Here is a 16,700-nt window from a genome sequence, read left to right as displayed (position 1 = left end):
ACAACGGCTTAATGAATCCGGTAAGATTTAAGAGGAAGTCTTAAGATTCGAGAACAAAGATAATAAGCTTGTGTACAATGGAAAATCCAAAAGTTTTTATATCATATAGCTGGCATCCTGAAGAAAATAAGATTAGGGTGCAGAGATTGGCTGAGCGTTTGATGCAAGATGGAGTGAATGTTATTCTTGACATCTGGGATTTAAAGCATGGTCATGACAAATATGTCTTCATGGAACAAATGGTTAAGGATCCCGATATAAAGAAGGTGCTTGTTATTTGTAACGAAGATTATGCTCTCAAGGCAGATGCTCGAAAAGGAGGTGTAGGAACGGAAAGCACGATAATGTCTGGCGATATTTATTCTTTAGCCGAGCAAACAAAGTTTATTCCTATTCTGATGGAGTGGAAGAATGGAGAAGCGTGTTTGCCAACGTTCTTAAAATCTCGCATGTATATCGATATGAGCAGCAATGAAACCTATGAGTTAGGCTACGATCAGTTGCTCAGAGATATTTATAGTAAACCTCTTCTTCGAAAGCCTGCATTAGGAAAAATGCCTTCTTATTTAGAAGCAGATGAACCTGTTTTGCTAAGTACGGCACGGGAGCAACAAAAGCTTAAAGAAAAGATAGATCAAAGTAGTGATCTACAAACTTGGATAGCTAGGTACTGTGATAAGATAATAGAGTCTTTAGATCAATTCAAAGTCACATTTAGTGGAGGTAAAACCTGCGATTTGATAGAACTGGTAGAAAAGAGTATATCTTCTATGCAAGTTGTTAACAACGACTTTATTGCTTTTGTTGATACTGTGGCATCTAATTCAGAATGTAATGGCAAGCAATTTGTCGATTTCTTTGAGAAACTCCTTCAGTATTACGAAGATAAAGATATAGAGTTGGCTTCCTCTACAGATTCATGGCATTTGAGAAATGATAATTATCGTTTCTTTAATTATGAGCTCTTCTTATCATTTACGGCAATTTTTCAAAAGCATAATTACACATTGGATTACTATAAGAATAAAGGGTATTCGTCATCCAGTCAAGTAGCTATCCTTATGAACAATTATGGAGGCGACAAATTCGCTTCTTGGGTAGAAGTCGATATTTTGTTGTATTACTTATCCTTGATATATGGAAAACCTGGAGATAGAATATCTATGTGGTATCCTACATTGAGTATATATAATAGAGCATTTGAAATACTCCCAAAGATGGCTTCTATGCGATATTTTGAAAAAGCTAAGATCATGTTTGGCGTTGCTGATAAAGATAGTTTCAAGACTTTGATTGCAAGAACAAAGGATGAACTTCAACGTGATGCCTATCACAGAATTCCTAATTTGAAAGAGGGGCTTAGTTATGATAAAGTCTGTTCTTTACGATGAATATGGCGGTCCCATATTCTGCATAATATGGGGAGGTCTCTTGGTCTTGAGTAATGAGAGAGTAGGAGGCAGAGTGACACTCGCATATGATTACAGGCTTTTCTTTATAAGAAATAACGAGGGTAAAATAACTGTTTAAATAAAAAATATTTAATTTAAATAAATGAAAAAATTAATTATAGTTGGCGCAGGTGGTTATGCCAAATCCGTATTGGATTCTGTTGACCACATGAATTTCCAGATGGTGGGATTCTTGGATGATATAAAACCCAAAGGAGAAGAGCATCAGGGTTTCCCTATATTAGGTAATACAATTGATTGTATTGTAAATCCAGAAGATTATGTTTATTTTGTAGCAATAGGCAACAATGCAAAACGTAAAATATGGTTTGATAAACTTAAAGAGAGAAAGCTATCTCTTATCAATGTTATTGATAAATCTGCTCTTGTTTCTCAAGCTGCAACAATTGGTGAGGGTAGTTTTATTGGAAAACTTGCCATATTAAATCACGGAAGTTCTGTTGGTGATAATTGTGTCATTAATACGAGAGCTTTGGTTGAGCATGGTTGCCATATCAAAGATCATGTTAATATCTCAACAAATGCAACATTGAATGGCGATGTTATTTGTGAGGATGGAAGCTTTGTTGGTTCCGGAACAGTTATAAATGGTCAGTTGACAATTGGAACATGGGCTTTGGTTGGTTCTGGAGCTGTAGTCATTAAAGATGTAAAACCTCACACTACGGTAGTTGGGGTTCCTGCTAAAGAAATTGAATCGAAAAGTCATAAATATAACTAGTATGAAACATATATATATAATAGCAGAGATTGGATGTAATCATTGTGGAGATCCAAAGCTGGCAAAGAAAATGGTAGATGAAGCTAAGGCTTGTGGTGTTGATGCTGTCAAGTTCCAAACTTTCAAGGCAGCAGAGCTTATATCGAAATATGCTCCAAAGGCAGATTACCAAAAGGTAACAACTGGTAATGATGAGAATCAATTGGAGATGACCCGTAAGTTGGAACTGCCATATGATGAGTTTGTCAAGCTTCGTGACTATGCCGTCAGTTTAGGACTTGATACATTCTCTACACCATTTGATATGGATTCCATTGCTTTTCTGGAACAGCAGAAGCAGGCAATTTGGAAGATTCCATCGGGGGAGGTAACCAATCTTCCTTTTTTGGAGAAAATTGCTAAGTATAAAATACCAAATAAGAAAATTATCCTTTCAACTGGTATGTGCACGATAGAGGAGATTCATCAAGCGGTGGATATTATTTGTAAGTATGAAGATCCAAAGAATTTGATAATTCTCCATTGTAATACTGAGTATCCAACACCTGATAAGGATGTGAACCTAAGTGCAATAGATACGTTGCATCAAGAATTCCCGGATATAGAAATTGGCTTCTCTGATCATTCTGTAGGCTACGTTGCTGCAATAGGTGCTTGTATGAAGAATATTGTCCTGATTGAGAAGCATTTTACATTGGACAAGAACTTGCCAGGTCCAGATCACAAGGCTTCTGCAACACCAGAAGAATTAAAGGAACTTTGCCAAAATGTTCGTCGTATAGAAGTTATTGCTGGAGAGGGAGGCAAGAAAGTTACAGAATCTGAACGACGTAATATTAATATTGCCCGTAAGTCTATAGTTGCTCGTCGCGCAATTAAGAGAGGAGAGATTTTTACAGAAGACAATATTACTTGTAAGAGACCAGGAAATGGTATAAGTCCTATGGACTGGTATAATGTTTTGGGAACAACTGCGATTCGTGATTTTTGTGAAGATGAATTAATAGAAAGATAATATTAGTGATTTTATCCAAGATATAGATTTATGTATTAAAGTGTCTTCAAGTTCAAATCATAAAAAAATAGTAAGTTATATACCTTTAAGGTGTTTTCATACATTAGTCTCTTTGGTTAGAGACAATGAAAGATGTTTTATAAAATTAAACATGACCAATGACAAAAAAATATAAAGTAGATTTTTCTCTTGATACTTATGATGTATTTGAATTGGAAATGATGGAACTAGGAGGAATTCCTTTATTCTTTCATGTCATCAAAGACATCTTATCTTATGAAGAAGATTCTAGTTTTATTCTTGAAACTCCAAATAGAAAAGTTATAGATTATTGTAAGAATAAAGGGGTAGTACTTTGTAACAGCGAATGGCAAGAAGATATACCTGTAGTTAATGCATATCAACCCTTTAAGTTTGTTGATAAGAAATATGCATTACTTCATGAAAATATGAACCTGACAGTTTGTAATCTACAATCATATTTATATGCAAAATATTTGGTGGAGCAAATAGAACAATATGAGAAGAGTTATTTGCTAAAGCAACAAAAAGCCCATAGTATCATTCATCGAGTAATATCGAATTGCCAAGTTTGTTTAATAGGAGATTCTCTTGTCGAATATTGGATGGTAGATGAAATTAGCAATATGAAGATATTCAATGCGGGTATTGGTGATTTGACTAGTAAAGAATGTCTTGAGTTAGTAGATAAAATTGATTTGTCTTCTTTTAAAATATTTTTTATAATAATAGGTACTAATGATTTAAAATATAAGATTCCAATAGATACAATTGTAAATAATATTAAGTCTATCATAGACCTCGTATTATACAAAAATCCTAAGGCTCGAATCATATATTCATTAGTGCCTAATGTCAGAAGACGATGGGACAGAAGAAACGATGATATTAATAGGTTGAATATTATACTTAATGATATGCTTGGAGAAAAGGTTTCTGTATTGTCCTTATCGTTTTTGAATAATATTTATGGTGAGTTGCAAGAAAGAAATACCATAGATGGTCTTCATTTCTCAGATTTTGCTTACGAAAAATTACAAGAAATTATTGAATCAAAAATAGCATAATGATGAAAAAATATAAAGTGGCTTTTGCCACAGGCTCGCGTGCAGATTATGGAATCGTAAGAAACTATATCGCAAAGCTTAATGCTGATGACGAAGTAGATTTCTCTGTATTAACAACAGGAGCCTTGCTGGCTTCTGAGTTTGGTAGTGCTGTTAATATCATCGAACAAGATGGTTTTCGAATAGATTATAAGGATGCCATCCCGCAAAAGATGGACTCTCTTGATGATACTTGCCACATTATGGCTCAAACTTTGGATGATTTCAGTAAATATTTCTCAGACCATAAGTTTGATCTTCTGATAATATTGGGGGATAGATATGAAATTTATGCAGTATCAATAGCTGCAGCTATGCATCGTGTGCCAATTTTGCATCTCCATGGTGGCGAATTGACTGAGGCGAACTATGATGAGTTTATCCGTCATTCTATAACCAAAATGGCAAATTGGCATATAACAAGTACAGAGGAATATCGTAAGCGAGTAATACAATTAGGTGAGGCTCCAGAAACTGTATATTATCTTGGTGCTTTAGGAGCAGAGAACTGTCTTCATATTGATAGAAATAATGTCCCAGGAGAACTTTTGAATATTAATAATTCATTTGTTGTGCTTTTCCATCCTGAGACCTTAAACGATGTTTCTCCGTTAGAACAGGTAGAACAGGTGTTGACAGCTGTAGAGCCATTTAGCTTAGATTATACCTTTGTATTTATTGGCTCCAATGCAGACACACATGCAGATCAAATTACAAAGAGAGTAAAGCAATTCTGTGAAACACATGAAAATTGCCATTTTTATAGCAATCTTCATCCTGATGCATACCATTATATTGTAAAGCAGTCTGTTGCTCTTATTGGAAATTCTAGTAGTGGTATTATAGAAGTTCCTTCTTTAGGAAGTTTTACTATAAATATAGGTGATAGACAGACAGGTCGCGTTAAAAGTAGTAGCATTTTAGATGTACGTTGCACAGCAGAAGCTATTACTCATGCAATTCGGTTTACTATTTCTCATAAGGATGAACAAATAACTGATACTCCTTATTATAAGGAGCATTCTGCAGAATTGTATTATCAAACAACAAAGAATATTCTACATGGTGAAAAGCCAAAGTATAAAAAGTTTTTTGATGTCAAACCTTTAAATGTTTAAATGAATGAAACGAATAGCTATTATACCGGCACGTTCTGGTTCAAAGGGTTTAAAAGATAAAAATATTATAGATCTCTGTGGCAAACCTCTTATTGCTTATTCTATAGAAGCTGCACTAGAGACTAGTTTGTTTGATCATATAATAGTATCAACGGATTCTGAACATTATGCAGAGATTGCTCAACATTATGGTGCAGAAGTAATGATGAGAGGGGAAGCGTTGTCTAATGATAAGGCAACAACCTTTATGGTGTTGGAAGATATATTGAAGAATAGACTATATGAGTCTATAGACTATTTTGTACTCTTACAGCCGACTTCTCCTCTTCGTACATCCAAGCATATAACAGAAGCTATAGAGAAATTTGAGGCAAAGATAGAAAATTTTGACTTCTTGGTATCAATGAAGGAGGCTGAACATGCAAAGGTCCTAGTAAATCCCATTGATGGTGATGAAAGTTTGAAATATTTCGATACAGATTTTTCTAATTATAGAAGACAGGGGTATAAAGACTATTCTCCAAATGGCGCAATCTTTATTGCTAAGCCTGATTCGTATTTAGAGCAAAAGCACTTCTTTGGTGCAAAAGCCCTCTCTTATATTATGTCAGCAGAGGATTCTGTGGATATAGATGGGGCATTAGATTTAGTTGTTGCAAAAGCTATTATTGCTAAAAAAATGTATAAAGAAAAATGAAAACTGTTTGTTATGTTGATGTTTAGGTTAAGAGTTTTATAGCTGATATTATGATTTTTAATATAAAAAACTTTGTCAATCAAAATAAAGTAGTTATGAGTGGAGCTTTATTTTCGCTCTTTTCCTTTATAAATAAAGGACTCATTTTTTTGTTGTTGCTTGTTTTAGCAAATTATATTGGACCGACAGAATATGGATATTTAAGCTTCTTTAGTACGTTATTAACAGTTTTGGGGTTTGTAATAGCTCTATGCTCGGAAGGTTATCTTTCTTTTTCATACTTTAGAGAAGGTGATTATGGTATAAGAGAATCATGTTCTTCGTCGTCTTATATTACTTTGCTTTTGGGATTTGTTTTATTTTTCCTGACAATTGTATTTGGTGATTTCTTTGAAAAAATCCTTCATCTAGATAAGGTAATAACTTGTTGTGGAATACTTATTAGTATGTTTACAATATACTTTAATTTACATTTAAATATCTTGCGTGTTAAAGAAGAAATAGGTCATTATGGATTGCTATCAGTATTAAATGCTGTTTTAAATTTTTTACTTTCTGTAATATTAGTCAGTAGTTTATGTTTGGGATGGAAGGGGCGAGTATATGCGAATCTAATTTGCTGTTTGGGATTTGGTTTCTTTTCTCTACATTTTCTTTTCAAAAAAAAATACCTTTGGGCTCCTAGTAGATTGTACTTAAAAAAAGTACTATTATGGAGTTTACCATTAATCCCCCATTCTGCGGTCACGTTTATTCGTCAAGGTCTAGATAGGTATATTGTTGAATATAACTATGATATGACTGATGTCGGTCTTTTTAGTTTTGCTATGAATATGGCAAATATTATCGTGATGATAGGCATAGGATTTAATCAGTCGAACAGTGTGGATATAAGCAAGGTTTTAGGAAATAATAGTATGACCGGAAAGGAGAAAGTACAAGCTCTTAAATTGCAAAGACATAAGTTACTTATGGTATATCTTGTATCTTCTTTAATTATTATGATTTCAGTCTATTTTTTTGTTCCCGTTTTTATGCCAAAATATACTGGTGCTAATAATATGTTCATTATATTATCCATACAAGGATTCCTTTGTTGCTTTTATTTCCTATATACTAATTATCTTTTTTTCTATTCTAGAACAAAAGAAATTATGTATGTTACTTTTGGCTCATCAATATTTCATTTAATAATGTCGTTGTTTTTGACACCGTACTCTATTTATCTGACTTGTTTGGTCTATGTCCTGTCTCAATCATTTATATGTATATCCATATATATAATGGCAAAAAAAGAATTAAAAAAACAATTATTGAATAAGGAATTATGTTATGAACGCGATTATATTTGATAAGGTCTTTCCTTGTTTGGCACTCATGTTATTTTCTTTATGTGAAGTCTTTCAAGGTCAATCTTTTATAGTATTAGGTTTCTTTTTAGTCCTTCCCTATTTCTTTAGACAATGGAGAATAGGCAGATTTTATGTAAAAGGAACTTATGTTATGCCATTTTTGCTTTTAACTATTTTGGGAGGTTTATTAAATATGCCCCTTACTGGTTATGGTATCGGTGGATTATTATTAACTGTCGCAATGATAGGCTTGGCTGTTTTTTGTATTGATAATCCGAAAATTTGCATATATGTTTCTTTGTTTTTGTTGCTTTATACATTCTACTTTTTATATAAAAGTATATTTGTTTACAATATTGAATTAAATTCATTATATGGTTCGCTAGGTTTAAGTAAAAATTATCCTGGTTTTCTGATTGTAGGATATACTGTTTTTTATGCATTAAATAAGTATAGAGTGTATAGACGATTGCCACTTTTACTTCCATTAGTTGGTGTTTATTTCGCATTTTGGTTGGATGGCCGTTCTTCTTTTGGAATTATGATTTTATTAAGTTTGTTTTGTGTGCTAAAAAATGCGAATAATAAATATTATAATTATTTTGTTCTTATAGTCTTTGTAAGTTTATTCTTGTTTTTTTTCAATTTTTTATTGGGATATTATGAGATGTCGCGTTTGAGTGAAGGAGTTGAATCTTCCAGATCCAAAATTTGGAGCGTTTATTTTGAATATATGGATTTTCCTAATTTCATTTTGGGATGTGATTCTGCTAGCTTTCCAATTATAAACCAGTATGGTGGTAATCCTCATAATTCTTTTCTGAATTTTCATCATAGAATGGGAATTATTGGATTTCTTACTTTTATATATATAATTTTTGTCTCTATAAAGAAGTATATAACTCAAAGAAAGTTTATTATCTTAGTTCTTATGCTTTTTTTAATGGCGCGTATGTTTTTCGATTCAGTTATAGTTGCTAATCATGACTTTATCTTTTATTCATTCATGTTCTTACCATTTTTAGAAAAAAATAAATGTATACTTTTGAATGAAGAAAAAAATAATATGAATATTTTGTTAAAATTGTTGTAAAAATGAAAAGTAGAATTAAACAAATTTTAAGTTTTGTGAGTTCTTTAATGTATTTACAAGAATGGTTTTTAATTAAAATCTTTAGAAGAGATTTTTCGTTTAAACAAATCTTAAGAGTACAGCCGAGAAAAGTAAAAATATTAGGAAATGGTCCCTCTTTAAAATTGGTGAGCAATGTTCTCGATTCTGATTATTGTTGCGTAAATCATTCTCTGATGTCTGAATTGTTTTTTAGGATAAAACCAAAATATTTTGTTACTGTAGATCCTATGTTTTTTTCCAAATATTTTTTAAAAGAAGAAGAATATATTCATCGTCTTTTGAATATTGATTGGAACTTGATTTGGTTTGTTCCTTATGCCAATTATTCTTTTGCTAAGTCTTTAGTCAAATCTAATAAGAATATTACGGTAAAATGGCATCCTTCAGGAATAAAGCTTGGCATGAAAATTTCAAGTATTCGTGATCTTCTTTTTAAATATGGTATGGCAGCACCACCTGCTCAAAATGTTTTAGTAGCTGCGATTTATGATTTGTTAATGGATGGATATAAACAGATTGAGCTTTATGGTGTCGAGCATTCCTGGCTAAATCTTCTTTCTATAGATAAAGAAAATAGGGTTTGTCTGAAGGACGTTCATTTTTATGATAATAAAGAAGTTCAATTAAAACCATGGTATCGTATTGATGGTGGAATTTTTGATATGCCAACTTTGCTTAGTACGCTTGCAATTACATTTGGAGCTTACCATGACCTTCAACGTTTTTCTACTTATATAGGTGGCATTGAAATTGTTAATATGACTCCAAATTCATTTATTGATGCATTTAAAAGAGGTGTATAAGATATGTATATTTTAGTAGAATATTTATGGGGCTTACTTTGTTGTATGTTTAAGTCAACTGTTTCAGTAACTCCTTTTTCTAGAATTGATAGACAAACATCTTTTGGGGGCTATAATAAAATTGGGCGTAATTGTATAATAGAGAAATCTAGTATCGGTAGGTTCTCTTATATTGGAAATAATTGCGTATTTACCAATACGCATATTGGCAATTTTTGTTCTATATCCTCTAATGTAGAAATAATTTCAGGCGCTCATCCAACTAAGAATTATGTGTCGACTCATCCGGTTTTTTATTCGAAAGAAACTCCTGTTCGTTTTAGTTATGTCAACTTCACAAGTTTTATCGAACATAAAACGACAGAAGATGGGCATTCTTTGGATATTGGTAATGATGTTTGGATAGGTAATCATGTTTGCATTTTAGAAGGGGTTACAATTGGTGATGGGGCAATCATAGCCGCAGGTAGTATCGTTGTTAAGGACATTCCTCCATATTCTATAGTTGGAGGAGTACCTGCAAAGATTATTAGAAAAAGATTTTCTGATTCAGAAATATCTGAATTGCTTCAATTGAAATGGTGGTTTTGGGCACAAGAAAAAATAAAAGAGAATGTGGAAAAATTCTCGAATGTTTCAGATTTTTTAGAAGTATATACAAAAAGTAATGCGTAGAGATCTGATATCGCAGTTGAAATATTGCCAGACTACATTTCGACTTTTAAAATTAATGAATCAACTGTTTCTTTGTGTTATTAATATTTTGTGTAAACAATTATATTATTATGAAATATAAATTTTTATAAACCAACAATTATGAATAATAAACCATTTTTTTCGATAATAACTGTATGCTTTAATAGTGCTACTACTATTGAGCGTACAATTAAATCCATTTTGAACCAAAACTTCTTAGATTATGAGTATATCATTGTTGATGGTGGTTCAAGTGATACAACTATTGACATCATAAAAGAATATGAACCTCATTTTCAAGGACGCTTAAAATGGAAAAGTGAAAGTGATAACGGTATTTATGATGCCATGAATAAAGGTGTGCTCCGCTCAAATGGAATCATCATTGGGATAGTAAATAGTGACGATTGGTTGGAGCCTGACACGCTTCAAACTGTATGGGAGGAGAATCGTTATTGTGAGCATTCAAATAGAACTATTATAGCTGGTGAGATTTTATTTCATTATTCCTCTGGTTCAACTCAGTTATACCCAACAACACAAAAAATATATGAATCAAAATCCAGAAATTTTGAAATGGGATTGAATCATCCCGCAACTTTCGTTCCTAGATTCGTATATGATACCATTGGTCTATTTGATGTTAATTTTAAACTGAAAGCTGATGCGGATTTTATATTGAGATGCTATGAGAATAGAGTACCAGTTCATTTTATTCCAAAAGTTCTCTCAAATATGTCTGATGGTGGTGCGTCCAACAACAGATCAAAGAAGGAATTAACAGATACTGTATTGAAATATAAAAAACATATCAAGAGTAAGCCGTTGTATTATATTTACTGTATTAAGAGTTATGTCAATTGGTATGTTAAAGGGTTGGTTCCTATGTGTCTTGTCCGTTATTACAGAAATGTTCATAATAGAAAAAAGTAATCTTGTATGAATAAAAATATGCCTTTAAAGGATAATGTCTTATTGACAACACTCTTCTCTGGCTTTAATTTTGGTTCGAGTCTTCAGACTTTTGCAACGAAGGTCTTAGTTGAGGACTTGGGGTATAATTGTGAATTGATAGAACGTAAAAGTTTAGTAAAGGGTAGAGACGTTCGAATGGGCAAATTAATTACTATTTTGTTCCGCACGTTGCAAACTTTTGACACTAGGACTATTAAAGCTTATAGAAGTTCTTATCAAAAAAGTATATTCGGAGATTCTAAGTTAAGATTTGAAGAATTTACTGCACGATATTTGAAACCCCAATGCATGACATGGAAATCTTTAAAGAAGGAGGCTAAGTCAGCAGTTGCTTCTATTGCTGGTAGCGACCAACTCTGGAATCCAACTTCTTTATATGTTGACCCTATGTATTATCTGCGATTTGCTCCCCAAAAGAAGCGTATTTCATTTGCTACTAGTTTAGGGCATGCCTTTGTGGCAAAATATAATATATCAAAGTTGCGTAAATGGATTTCAGAAGTTAGATTTCTTTCAGTACGAGAAGATAGCGGCGTTAAATTAATACAAGAGCTATGTGGGCGCAAGGCTTTGCACTTGTTGGATCCTACGCTTTTGCTTGATGGTGACACCTGGAGACATAAATTAAAGATTCCTTCTCAAGAAGAAGTTTATATATTGGCATATTTTCTTGATTCTCCTTCTGAAAAGGCAAAGAGTTGTATTTCTTTATTGAAAGACAAATTGAATTGTAAGGTATTTGCTATACCATATGAACATGAAGATATGAACTATGCTGATATGATAGTTCCTGCAGGACCACTTGACTTTCTGCGTTTAGTGGATAATGCTACTTATGTAGTAACAGATTCTTTCCATGGTACAGCATTCTCTATTAATCTTCATACTCCATTCTATGTCTTTGATAGAAATTACGGTTCTGCTCATTCTCAAAGTAGTCGTGTTATATCATTGTTGAAGATGCTTCAACTATTAGAACGATATGAGCCTGCTTTGGAATCGGTGTTAGATATAAATGTAGATTTTGAAAAATCAGATTTCATTCTTAAATCAGAAAGAGAAGTAGCAAGGAAGTTTTTAAAAGAATCTTTAGCTGCTTGTCAATTTGACTAATATAAATTGTACAACATGAGTTTCAGAAATAAAAGAGTTACTGATTTCGAGAGCAAAGATTGTTCTGGTTGTGCTCTGTGTGTTGCTTGTTGCCCAAAGAATTGCATTACAATGCAATCCGATGATTTAGGCTATATGCGTCCTGTAATTGATGATTCATTATGCATTGATTGTGGGCTATGTGCTAAAAAATGCATTATAGAAAATCCTGAAGCCTTGTCTCATCCTATTTTGACAGCTGCAGCGATTCGTTCTGATGAAGAAAAGTTAATACTATCTTCTTCTGGAGGTGTGTTTGCTGCAATTGCAGAGCTGCTTATTTCAAGAGGATGGATGGTAGCAGGTTGCATTATGGATGAACAACTTACTCCCCGTCATGTTCTTACTTCAAATATTCAAGTAGTAAAACAAATGTATGGTTCTAAATATGTCCAAAGTAACACCGAGGGTGTGTATAAAGATATTGCAGAAGTTTTACAGAAAGGTAAGAAAGTCCTATTTTCCGGTACACCTTGTCAAGTCGCAGCGGTAAAACGTTTCACAAAAAATAATGAGAATCTTCTTACGGTTGAGGTAATATGTCATGGTGTACCTAATGTAGAAATGTTGCATTCTTATTTAGATCTTCACTCTAGAACTTCAATAAAGAAAATGATCTTTAGAGATAAAAGACAAGGGTGGACATTTAATAATCTTCTTGAATTAAATAATGGTAAGACGAAAAAAATCAATCACCGTTTATCGTCTTATATGACATATTTCTTGGAAGGAGAAACGTACCGAGAATCTTGTTATGTATGTTCTTATGCAAAACCAGAACGCGTTGCAGATATTACTATTGGTGATTTTTGGGGTGTCGTGAATAGAAGACCAGACCTAAAAAATTTGATTGATATAGAAAAAGGTGTTTCTTGTCTCATCATTAATAATGAAAAAGGTAAAAGCATTGTAGATATTTCCAATATCAAAACATATCAGGTGTCTTATGATGATATAAAAGATGGTAATGAACCTTTAAATCATCCTTCTAGGCATACTGAAAAGCGAACTGCAATTTTAGCAGAATGGGCGAAGAATAAAAACTGGGCAGATGTTGATAATTATTGGAAAAAACATGACTTTAAATTTTCTTATCTAATATGGAGTCATATTCCAACTAGTCTGCAGCATAAAATTAGAATATTATTAGGAAAACGTTAGAATATGGAATACAAAGTTGCGGTAATCATTCCAACTCTTAACGAGGAAAAATTTATAGCTCGTTGCTTAGATTCCGTTATAGAACAATCTTATCCATTTAGAGATATGGATGTAATGGTTGTTGATGGCGGAAGTAATGATCGAACACGAGAGATAGTTGAAGAGTATGGAAGAAAATATATAAATATTCGTTTTATCCATAACCCAGGACGCATTCAGTCTATAGCGTTTAATATAGGTGTGGAAAATTCGGATGCTCCTTATATAGTTCGTTTAGATGCTCATGCTTTGTACAAGCCTTATTATATTGAAGGATGTATAAAGGGTTTAGAAGGTGATTCTAAAAGAGGCAATGTTGGAGGACAATGGGATATACAACCACAAAATGATTCGTTATGGGCAATAACTAATGCGATACTCAATTATTCGAAATTTGGAATAGGTGGTGCTTCATATCGTATAGGGGCAAAAGCTGGAGATGTCGACACGGTACCTTTTGGTTCTTTTCCTCGTACTATGATTGAAAAAATTGGTGGTATGCGTGATGATTTGCCTAGAGGTGAGGATAATGAGTTTAATTCTCGCATAAAAAGAGCTGGGTATAGCATTTATTTTGATCCGGCGATTGAGTGTATCTATTATGCTCGTCCAACATTGAAGGCATCATGTAGGCAGATGTACGCTAATGGAGAATCAATTGGGCATTTGTTCTATGTTGATAGAGATTCAATTGGCCTTCGCCATATGATACCATTAATCTTTGTTGTAGGCATTATAGGTGGAACCATTTTGTCTTTACTGTTCTTTCCTTTCGTTTATCTGCTGTTAGCAGGATTATGCTTATATTTTCTATGTGATTTTGTTGCTTCTTTGCTAGCGGCAAAAGAGCATGGTTGGAAGTTCTTGCTTCCACTCTTTGTTATGTTCTTCTGTGTCCATTTTTCATATGGTTGGGGAACCATTGTTGGTTTCTTTACTGGAAGAAAGTTGAAAAATAAAAAATAATTCAAATATTATGAGTACAGATTTGAAAAGAAGAAATGTGCCTTTCTCTCCACCTGATATGACGGAGGCTGAGGCTAGTGAAGTACGTGATGCTATTATGAGCGGTTGGATTACAACTGGACCACGTACCAAGAAATTGGAAAAGGAAGTGGCTGAGTTTGTTGACGTGGAGAAGGCGGTTTGCCTGAACTCGCAGACTGCCTGTGCAGAAATGGCGCTGAGATTGCTTGGCGTAGGCGAGGGGGATGAGGTTATCGTTCCTGCTTATACTTATACGGCAAGTGCATCTGTTGTTAACCACGTGGGTGCAACCATCGTCTTCGTAGATGTACAGAAGGGTTGTCTCGAAATGGATTACGAGGCTTTGGAGAAAGCTATCACTCCAAAAACCAAGGCGGTGATTCCTGTAGATCTCGGTGGTATCCCTTGCGATTATGACCGCATCTTCGCTATCGTGGAAAGCAAGAAGGAGATGTTTACTCCTAAGACTGATCTTCAGAAGATGATTGGTCGTATCGCTGTTTGCTGTGATGCAGCCCATGCCTTTGGTGCTTCACGTCATGGAAAGATGGTTGGTAGCATCGCTGACTTCTCTTCATTCAGTTTCCATGCTGTCAAGAACTTCACCACAGCTGAGGGTGGTGCCTTGTCGTGGAATCTTCCTTTCGGTAATGAGAAGGTGGTGAAGGATTTGGATAGAAATCCTGAGAATACCTTCAGCGGTGTACCTGAAATTGAGGGGGAGACCTGGAACGAGAACTTGTATCGCAAGGCTCAGCTGCTGAGCTTGCATGGTCAGAACAAGGATGCCTTGGCTAAGACGAAGCTGGGTGCCTGGGAGTATGATATCATCGGTACTTGGTATAAGTGCAATATGACAGACGTGGTGGCTGCCATCGGTCTGGTTCAGATGAACCGTTACAAGGGTATGTTGGAGCGTCGTCGTCAGATGATTGAGCGTTACAATGAGGCATTCAAGGATATGAATGTAGCTGTATTGCCTCACTATAACGAGGAGCATACTTCTTCCGGTCACCTCTATATCGTTCGCCTCCTGGGTAAGACCCGTGAGGAGACAAACAAGGTGATTGAGATGATGGCAGAGCGTGGTGTGGCTACCAATGTACATTACAAGCCGCTGCCTATGATGACTGCCTACAAGAAGTTGGGCTTCGACATCAAGGATTTCCCAAATGCTTTCCACATGTTTGAGAATGAGATTACTCTGCCTCTGAACACCAAGATGACGGATGAGGATCTGGAGTATGTAATCGAATGTTTCAAGGAATGCGTGAAGTAAGATTCTATGAAGAGATTATTTGATATCATAGCATCTGGATGCGGACTCATCATATTGAGTCCGCTCCTTTTGGTTTTGGCTATCTGGATTAAGTTGGATAGTAAGGGACCGGTGTTCTACCGTCAGGTGAGAGTGGGAAGACATAATAAGGATTTCCGCATCTTCAAGTTCCGTTCGATGAGAGTAGGGGCTGATAAGGGTTCCTTGGTTACCATCGGAGGTAGGGATCCTAGAGTTACCCGCTCAGGTTATTACATCAGAAAGTACAAGTTTGATGAGCTTCCTCAGCTGATCAATGTCTTTATTGGTGATATGAGTCTGGTGGGGCCTAGACCCGAGGTTCGCCACTATGTAAACTATTGGACTCCTAAGCAAATGCATGTGCTGGATGTAAGGCCAGGAATCACTGATCCTGCCAGCATCAAGTTCAGAAATGAGAATGAGTTGATGGAGAAGGCTGCTGATCCTGAGGATTATTACATCCATGTAATCATGCAGGAGAAAATCAAGCTCTATCTGGAGTATGTGAAGAATGCCAGCTTCTGGTATGACATCAAACTTATCTTCAAGACATTTGAAGTGATTGTGAAAGAATAGCTTTTTTCGAAAACCTACCCGTCCTTCCTTACCCTTAAGGAAGGCTCCACCTTTCTCACCAAGCCTCTCTTCCCTCAGGGACGAGAGGATGTAACCGCCCTCCGGTGCTCGGAACCGCTTCGCTTTATGGTTGGCGGACCATCAAAGGTCTGCGCCATGTTTTGCGGGATGGGACCGCATGGGGAATAGCAGTTTATAGTTTACTGTTAATAGTTCACTGTTGATTTTGTAGTAATTGGCTGATAACTTGCAGATTTCTTGTGATTTTCTTGGTGGATTCAAGAAAAAAGCGTAATTTTGGCGGCAAGTTATATAAACTAAATAATAGGAGATTAGATTATGGCAATAGATATAAAGGTTATTCCGACTCTTCA

The 16,700-nt window shown here is 34.7% G+C and carries 16 protein-coding genes; all 16 read left to right on the top strand.

Going from position 1 to position 16,700, the window contains the following annotated elements:
- The first annotated feature begins 77 nt into the window (after nt 1-77).
- On the top strand, nt 78-1,391 hold the full coding sequence (locus tag DXD25_RS00180) for a toll/interleukin-1 receptor domain-containing protein (RefSeq protein WP_117661237.1): 1,314 nt from the start codon (nt 78-80) through the stop codon (nt 1,389-1,391).
- Nucleotides 1,392-1,554: 163 nt separating this feature from the next.
- Nucleotides 1,555-2,193: an acetyltransferase gene (locus DXD25_RS00175; RefSeq protein ID WP_117661236.1), complete on the top strand. Its 639-nt coding sequence runs from the start codon at nt 1,555-1,557 to the stop codon at nt 2,191-2,193.
- Between the two features lies 1 nt (nt 2,194).
- Nucleotides 2,195-3,208, top strand: a complete 1,014-nt coding sequence (neuB, locus tag DXD25_RS00170) for an N-acetylneuraminate synthase (protein WP_117661235.1) — start codon at nt 2,195-2,197, stop codon at nt 3,206-3,208.
- Between the two features lie 158 nt (nt 3,209-3,366).
- Nucleotides 3,367-4,296 (top strand): GDSL-type esterase/lipase family protein, encoded by a 930-nt coding sequence (locus DXD25_RS00165; protein WP_117661234.1) that lies wholly within the window; start codon nt 3,367-3,369, stop codon nt 4,294-4,296.
- Nucleotides 4,296-5,453 carry a UDP-N-acetylglucosamine 2-epimerase gene (neuC, locus tag DXD25_RS00160; protein WP_233522146.1) on the top strand — a complete coding sequence of 386 codons (1,158 nt, stop codon included), beginning with the start codon at nt 4,296-4,298 and terminating at the stop codon, nt 5,451-5,453. Before DXD25_RS00165 ends, neuC begins: the two co-directional genes overlap by 1 nt.
- Nucleotides 5,454-5,457: 4 nt before the next feature.
- Nucleotides 5,458-6,150 carry a cytidylyltransferase domain-containing protein gene (locus tag DXD25_RS00155; protein WP_117661233.1) on the top strand — a complete coding sequence of 231 codons (693 nt, stop codon included), beginning with the start codon at nt 5,458-5,460 and terminating at the stop codon, nt 6,148-6,150.
- 50 nt (nt 6,151-6,200) lie between these two features.
- Entirely contained in the window at nt 6,201-7,502 is a 1,302-nt protein-coding gene (locus tag DXD25_RS00150) for a lipopolysaccharide biosynthesis protein (protein WP_117661232.1), read from the top strand.
- The gene (locus DXD25_RS00145; RefSeq protein ID WP_117661231.1) at nt 7,483-8,595 is read left to right on the top strand and encodes a hypothetical protein; all 1,113 of its coding nucleotides are present in this window, start codon (nt 7,483-7,485) and stop codon (nt 8,593-8,595) included. The genes DXD25_RS00150 and DXD25_RS00145 overlap by 20 nt, the downstream gene beginning before the upstream one ends.
- A gap of 2 nt (nt 8,596-8,597) precedes the next feature.
- Nucleotides 8,598-9,440: a hypothetical protein gene (locus tag DXD25_RS00140; RefSeq protein ID WP_117661230.1), complete on the top strand. Its 843-nt coding sequence runs from the start codon at nt 8,598-8,600 to the stop codon at nt 9,438-9,440.
- 3 nt (nt 9,441-9,443) lie between these two features.
- On the top strand, nt 9,444-10,115 hold the full coding sequence (locus DXD25_RS00135) for a CatB-related O-acetyltransferase (protein ID WP_199540936.1): 672 nt from the start codon (nt 9,444-9,446) through the stop codon (nt 10,113-10,115).
- A 141-nt stretch (nt 10,116-10,256) separates the two neighbouring features.
- Complete coding sequence (locus tag DXD25_RS00130) at nt 10,257-11,069, top strand: glycosyltransferase family 2 protein (protein WP_117661229.1); 813 nt, start codon at nt 10,257-10,259, stop codon at nt 11,067-11,069.
- Between the two features lie 6 nt (nt 11,070-11,075).
- A complete protein-coding gene (locus DXD25_RS00125; RefSeq protein WP_233522145.1) occupies nt 11,076-12,224 on the top strand; it encodes a polysaccharide pyruvyl transferase family protein in 1,149 nt (382 codons plus the stop codon).
- Between the two features lie 111 nt (nt 12,225-12,335).
- On the top strand, nt 12,336-13,424 hold the full coding sequence (locus DXD25_RS00120; protein ID WP_233522144.1) for a Coenzyme F420 hydrogenase/dehydrogenase, beta subunit C-terminal domain: 1,089 nt from the start codon (nt 12,336-12,338) through the stop codon (nt 13,422-13,424).
- Between the two features lie 3 nt (nt 13,425-13,427).
- Nucleotides 13,428-14,429: a glycosyltransferase family 2 protein gene (locus DXD25_RS00115; RefSeq protein ID WP_117661227.1), complete on the top strand. Its 1,002-nt coding sequence runs from the start codon at nt 13,428-13,430 to the stop codon at nt 14,427-14,429.
- A gap of 10 nt (nt 14,430-14,439) precedes the next feature.
- Complete coding sequence (locus DXD25_RS00110) at nt 14,440-15,729, top strand: DegT/DnrJ/EryC1/StrS aminotransferase family protein (protein WP_117661226.1); 1,290 nt, start codon at nt 14,440-14,442, stop codon at nt 15,727-15,729.
- A gap of 6 nt (nt 15,730-15,735) precedes the next feature.
- Nucleotides 15,736-16,326 (top strand): sugar transferase, encoded by a 591-nt coding sequence (locus DXD25_RS00105; RefSeq protein ID WP_117661225.1) that lies wholly within the window; start codon nt 15,736-15,738, stop codon nt 16,324-16,326.
- The last annotated feature ends 374 nt before the right edge of the window (nt 16,327-16,700 follow it).

Source organism: Prevotella sp. TF12-30 (assembly GCF_003436715.1).
GTDB classification, from domain to species: domain Bacteria; phylum Bacteroidota; class Bacteroidia; order Bacteroidales; family Bacteroidaceae; genus Prevotella; species Prevotella copri_A.
Note: the sequence above shows the minus strand (reverse complement) of the source record. Positions and strands in the feature narration are given on the sequence as shown.

What these genes read in the sequence shown, in the direction of transcription:
- DXD25_RS00180 (WP_117661237.1), top strand. Translation starts at nt 78, where the DNA reads ATGGAAAATCCAAAAGTTTTTATATCATATAGCTGGCATCCTGAAGAA.
- DXD25_RS00175 (WP_117661236.1), top strand. Translation starts at nt 1,555, where the DNA reads ATGAAAAAATTAATTATAGTTGGCGCAGGTGGTTATGCCAAATCCGTA.
- neuB (WP_117661235.1), top strand. Translation starts at nt 2,195, where the DNA reads ATGAAACATATATATATAATAGCAGAGATTGGATGTAATCATTGTGGA.
- DXD25_RS00165 (WP_117661234.1), top strand. Translation starts at nt 3,367, where the DNA reads ATGACAAAAAAATATAAAGTAGATTTTTCTCTTGATACTTATGATGTA.
- neuC (WP_233522146.1), top strand. Translation starts at nt 4,296, where the DNA reads ATGATGAAAAAATATAAAGTGGCTTTTGCCACAGGCTCGCGTGCAGAT.
- DXD25_RS00155 (WP_117661233.1), top strand. Translation starts at nt 5,458, where the DNA reads ATGAAACGAATAGCTATTATACCGGCACGTTCTGGTTCAAAGGGTTTA.
- DXD25_RS00150 (WP_117661232.1), top strand. Translation starts at nt 6,201, where the DNA reads ATGATTTTTAATATAAAAAACTTTGTCAATCAAAATAAAGTAGTTATG.
- DXD25_RS00145 (WP_117661231.1), top strand. Translation starts at nt 7,483, where the DNA reads ATGAACGCGATTATATTTGATAAGGTCTTTCCTTGTTTGGCACTCATG.
- DXD25_RS00140 (WP_117661230.1), top strand. Translation starts at nt 8,598, where the DNA reads ATGAAAAGTAGAATTAAACAAATTTTAAGTTTTGTGAGTTCTTTAATG.
- DXD25_RS00135 (WP_199540936.1), top strand. Translation starts at nt 9,444, where the DNA reads ATGTATATTTTAGTAGAATATTTATGGGGCTTACTTTGTTGTATGTTT.
- DXD25_RS00130 (WP_117661229.1), top strand. Translation starts at nt 10,257, where the DNA reads ATGAATAATAAACCATTTTTTTCGATAATAACTGTATGCTTTAATAGT.
- DXD25_RS00125 (WP_233522145.1), top strand. Translation starts at nt 11,076, where the DNA reads ATGAATAAAAATATGCCTTTAAAGGATAATGTCTTATTGACAACACTC.
- DXD25_RS00120 (WP_233522144.1), top strand. Translation starts at nt 12,336, where the DNA reads ATGCAATCCGATGATTTAGGCTATATGCGTCCTGTAATTGATGATTCA.
- DXD25_RS00115 (WP_117661227.1), top strand. Translation starts at nt 13,428, where the DNA reads ATGGAATACAAAGTTGCGGTAATCATTCCAACTCTTAACGAGGAAAAA.
- DXD25_RS00110 (WP_117661226.1), top strand. Translation starts at nt 14,440, where the DNA reads ATGAGTACAGATTTGAAAAGAAGAAATGTGCCTTTCTCTCCACCTGAT.
- DXD25_RS00105 (WP_117661225.1), top strand. Translation starts at nt 15,736, where the DNA reads ATGAAGAGATTATTTGATATCATAGCATCTGGATGCGGACTCATCATA.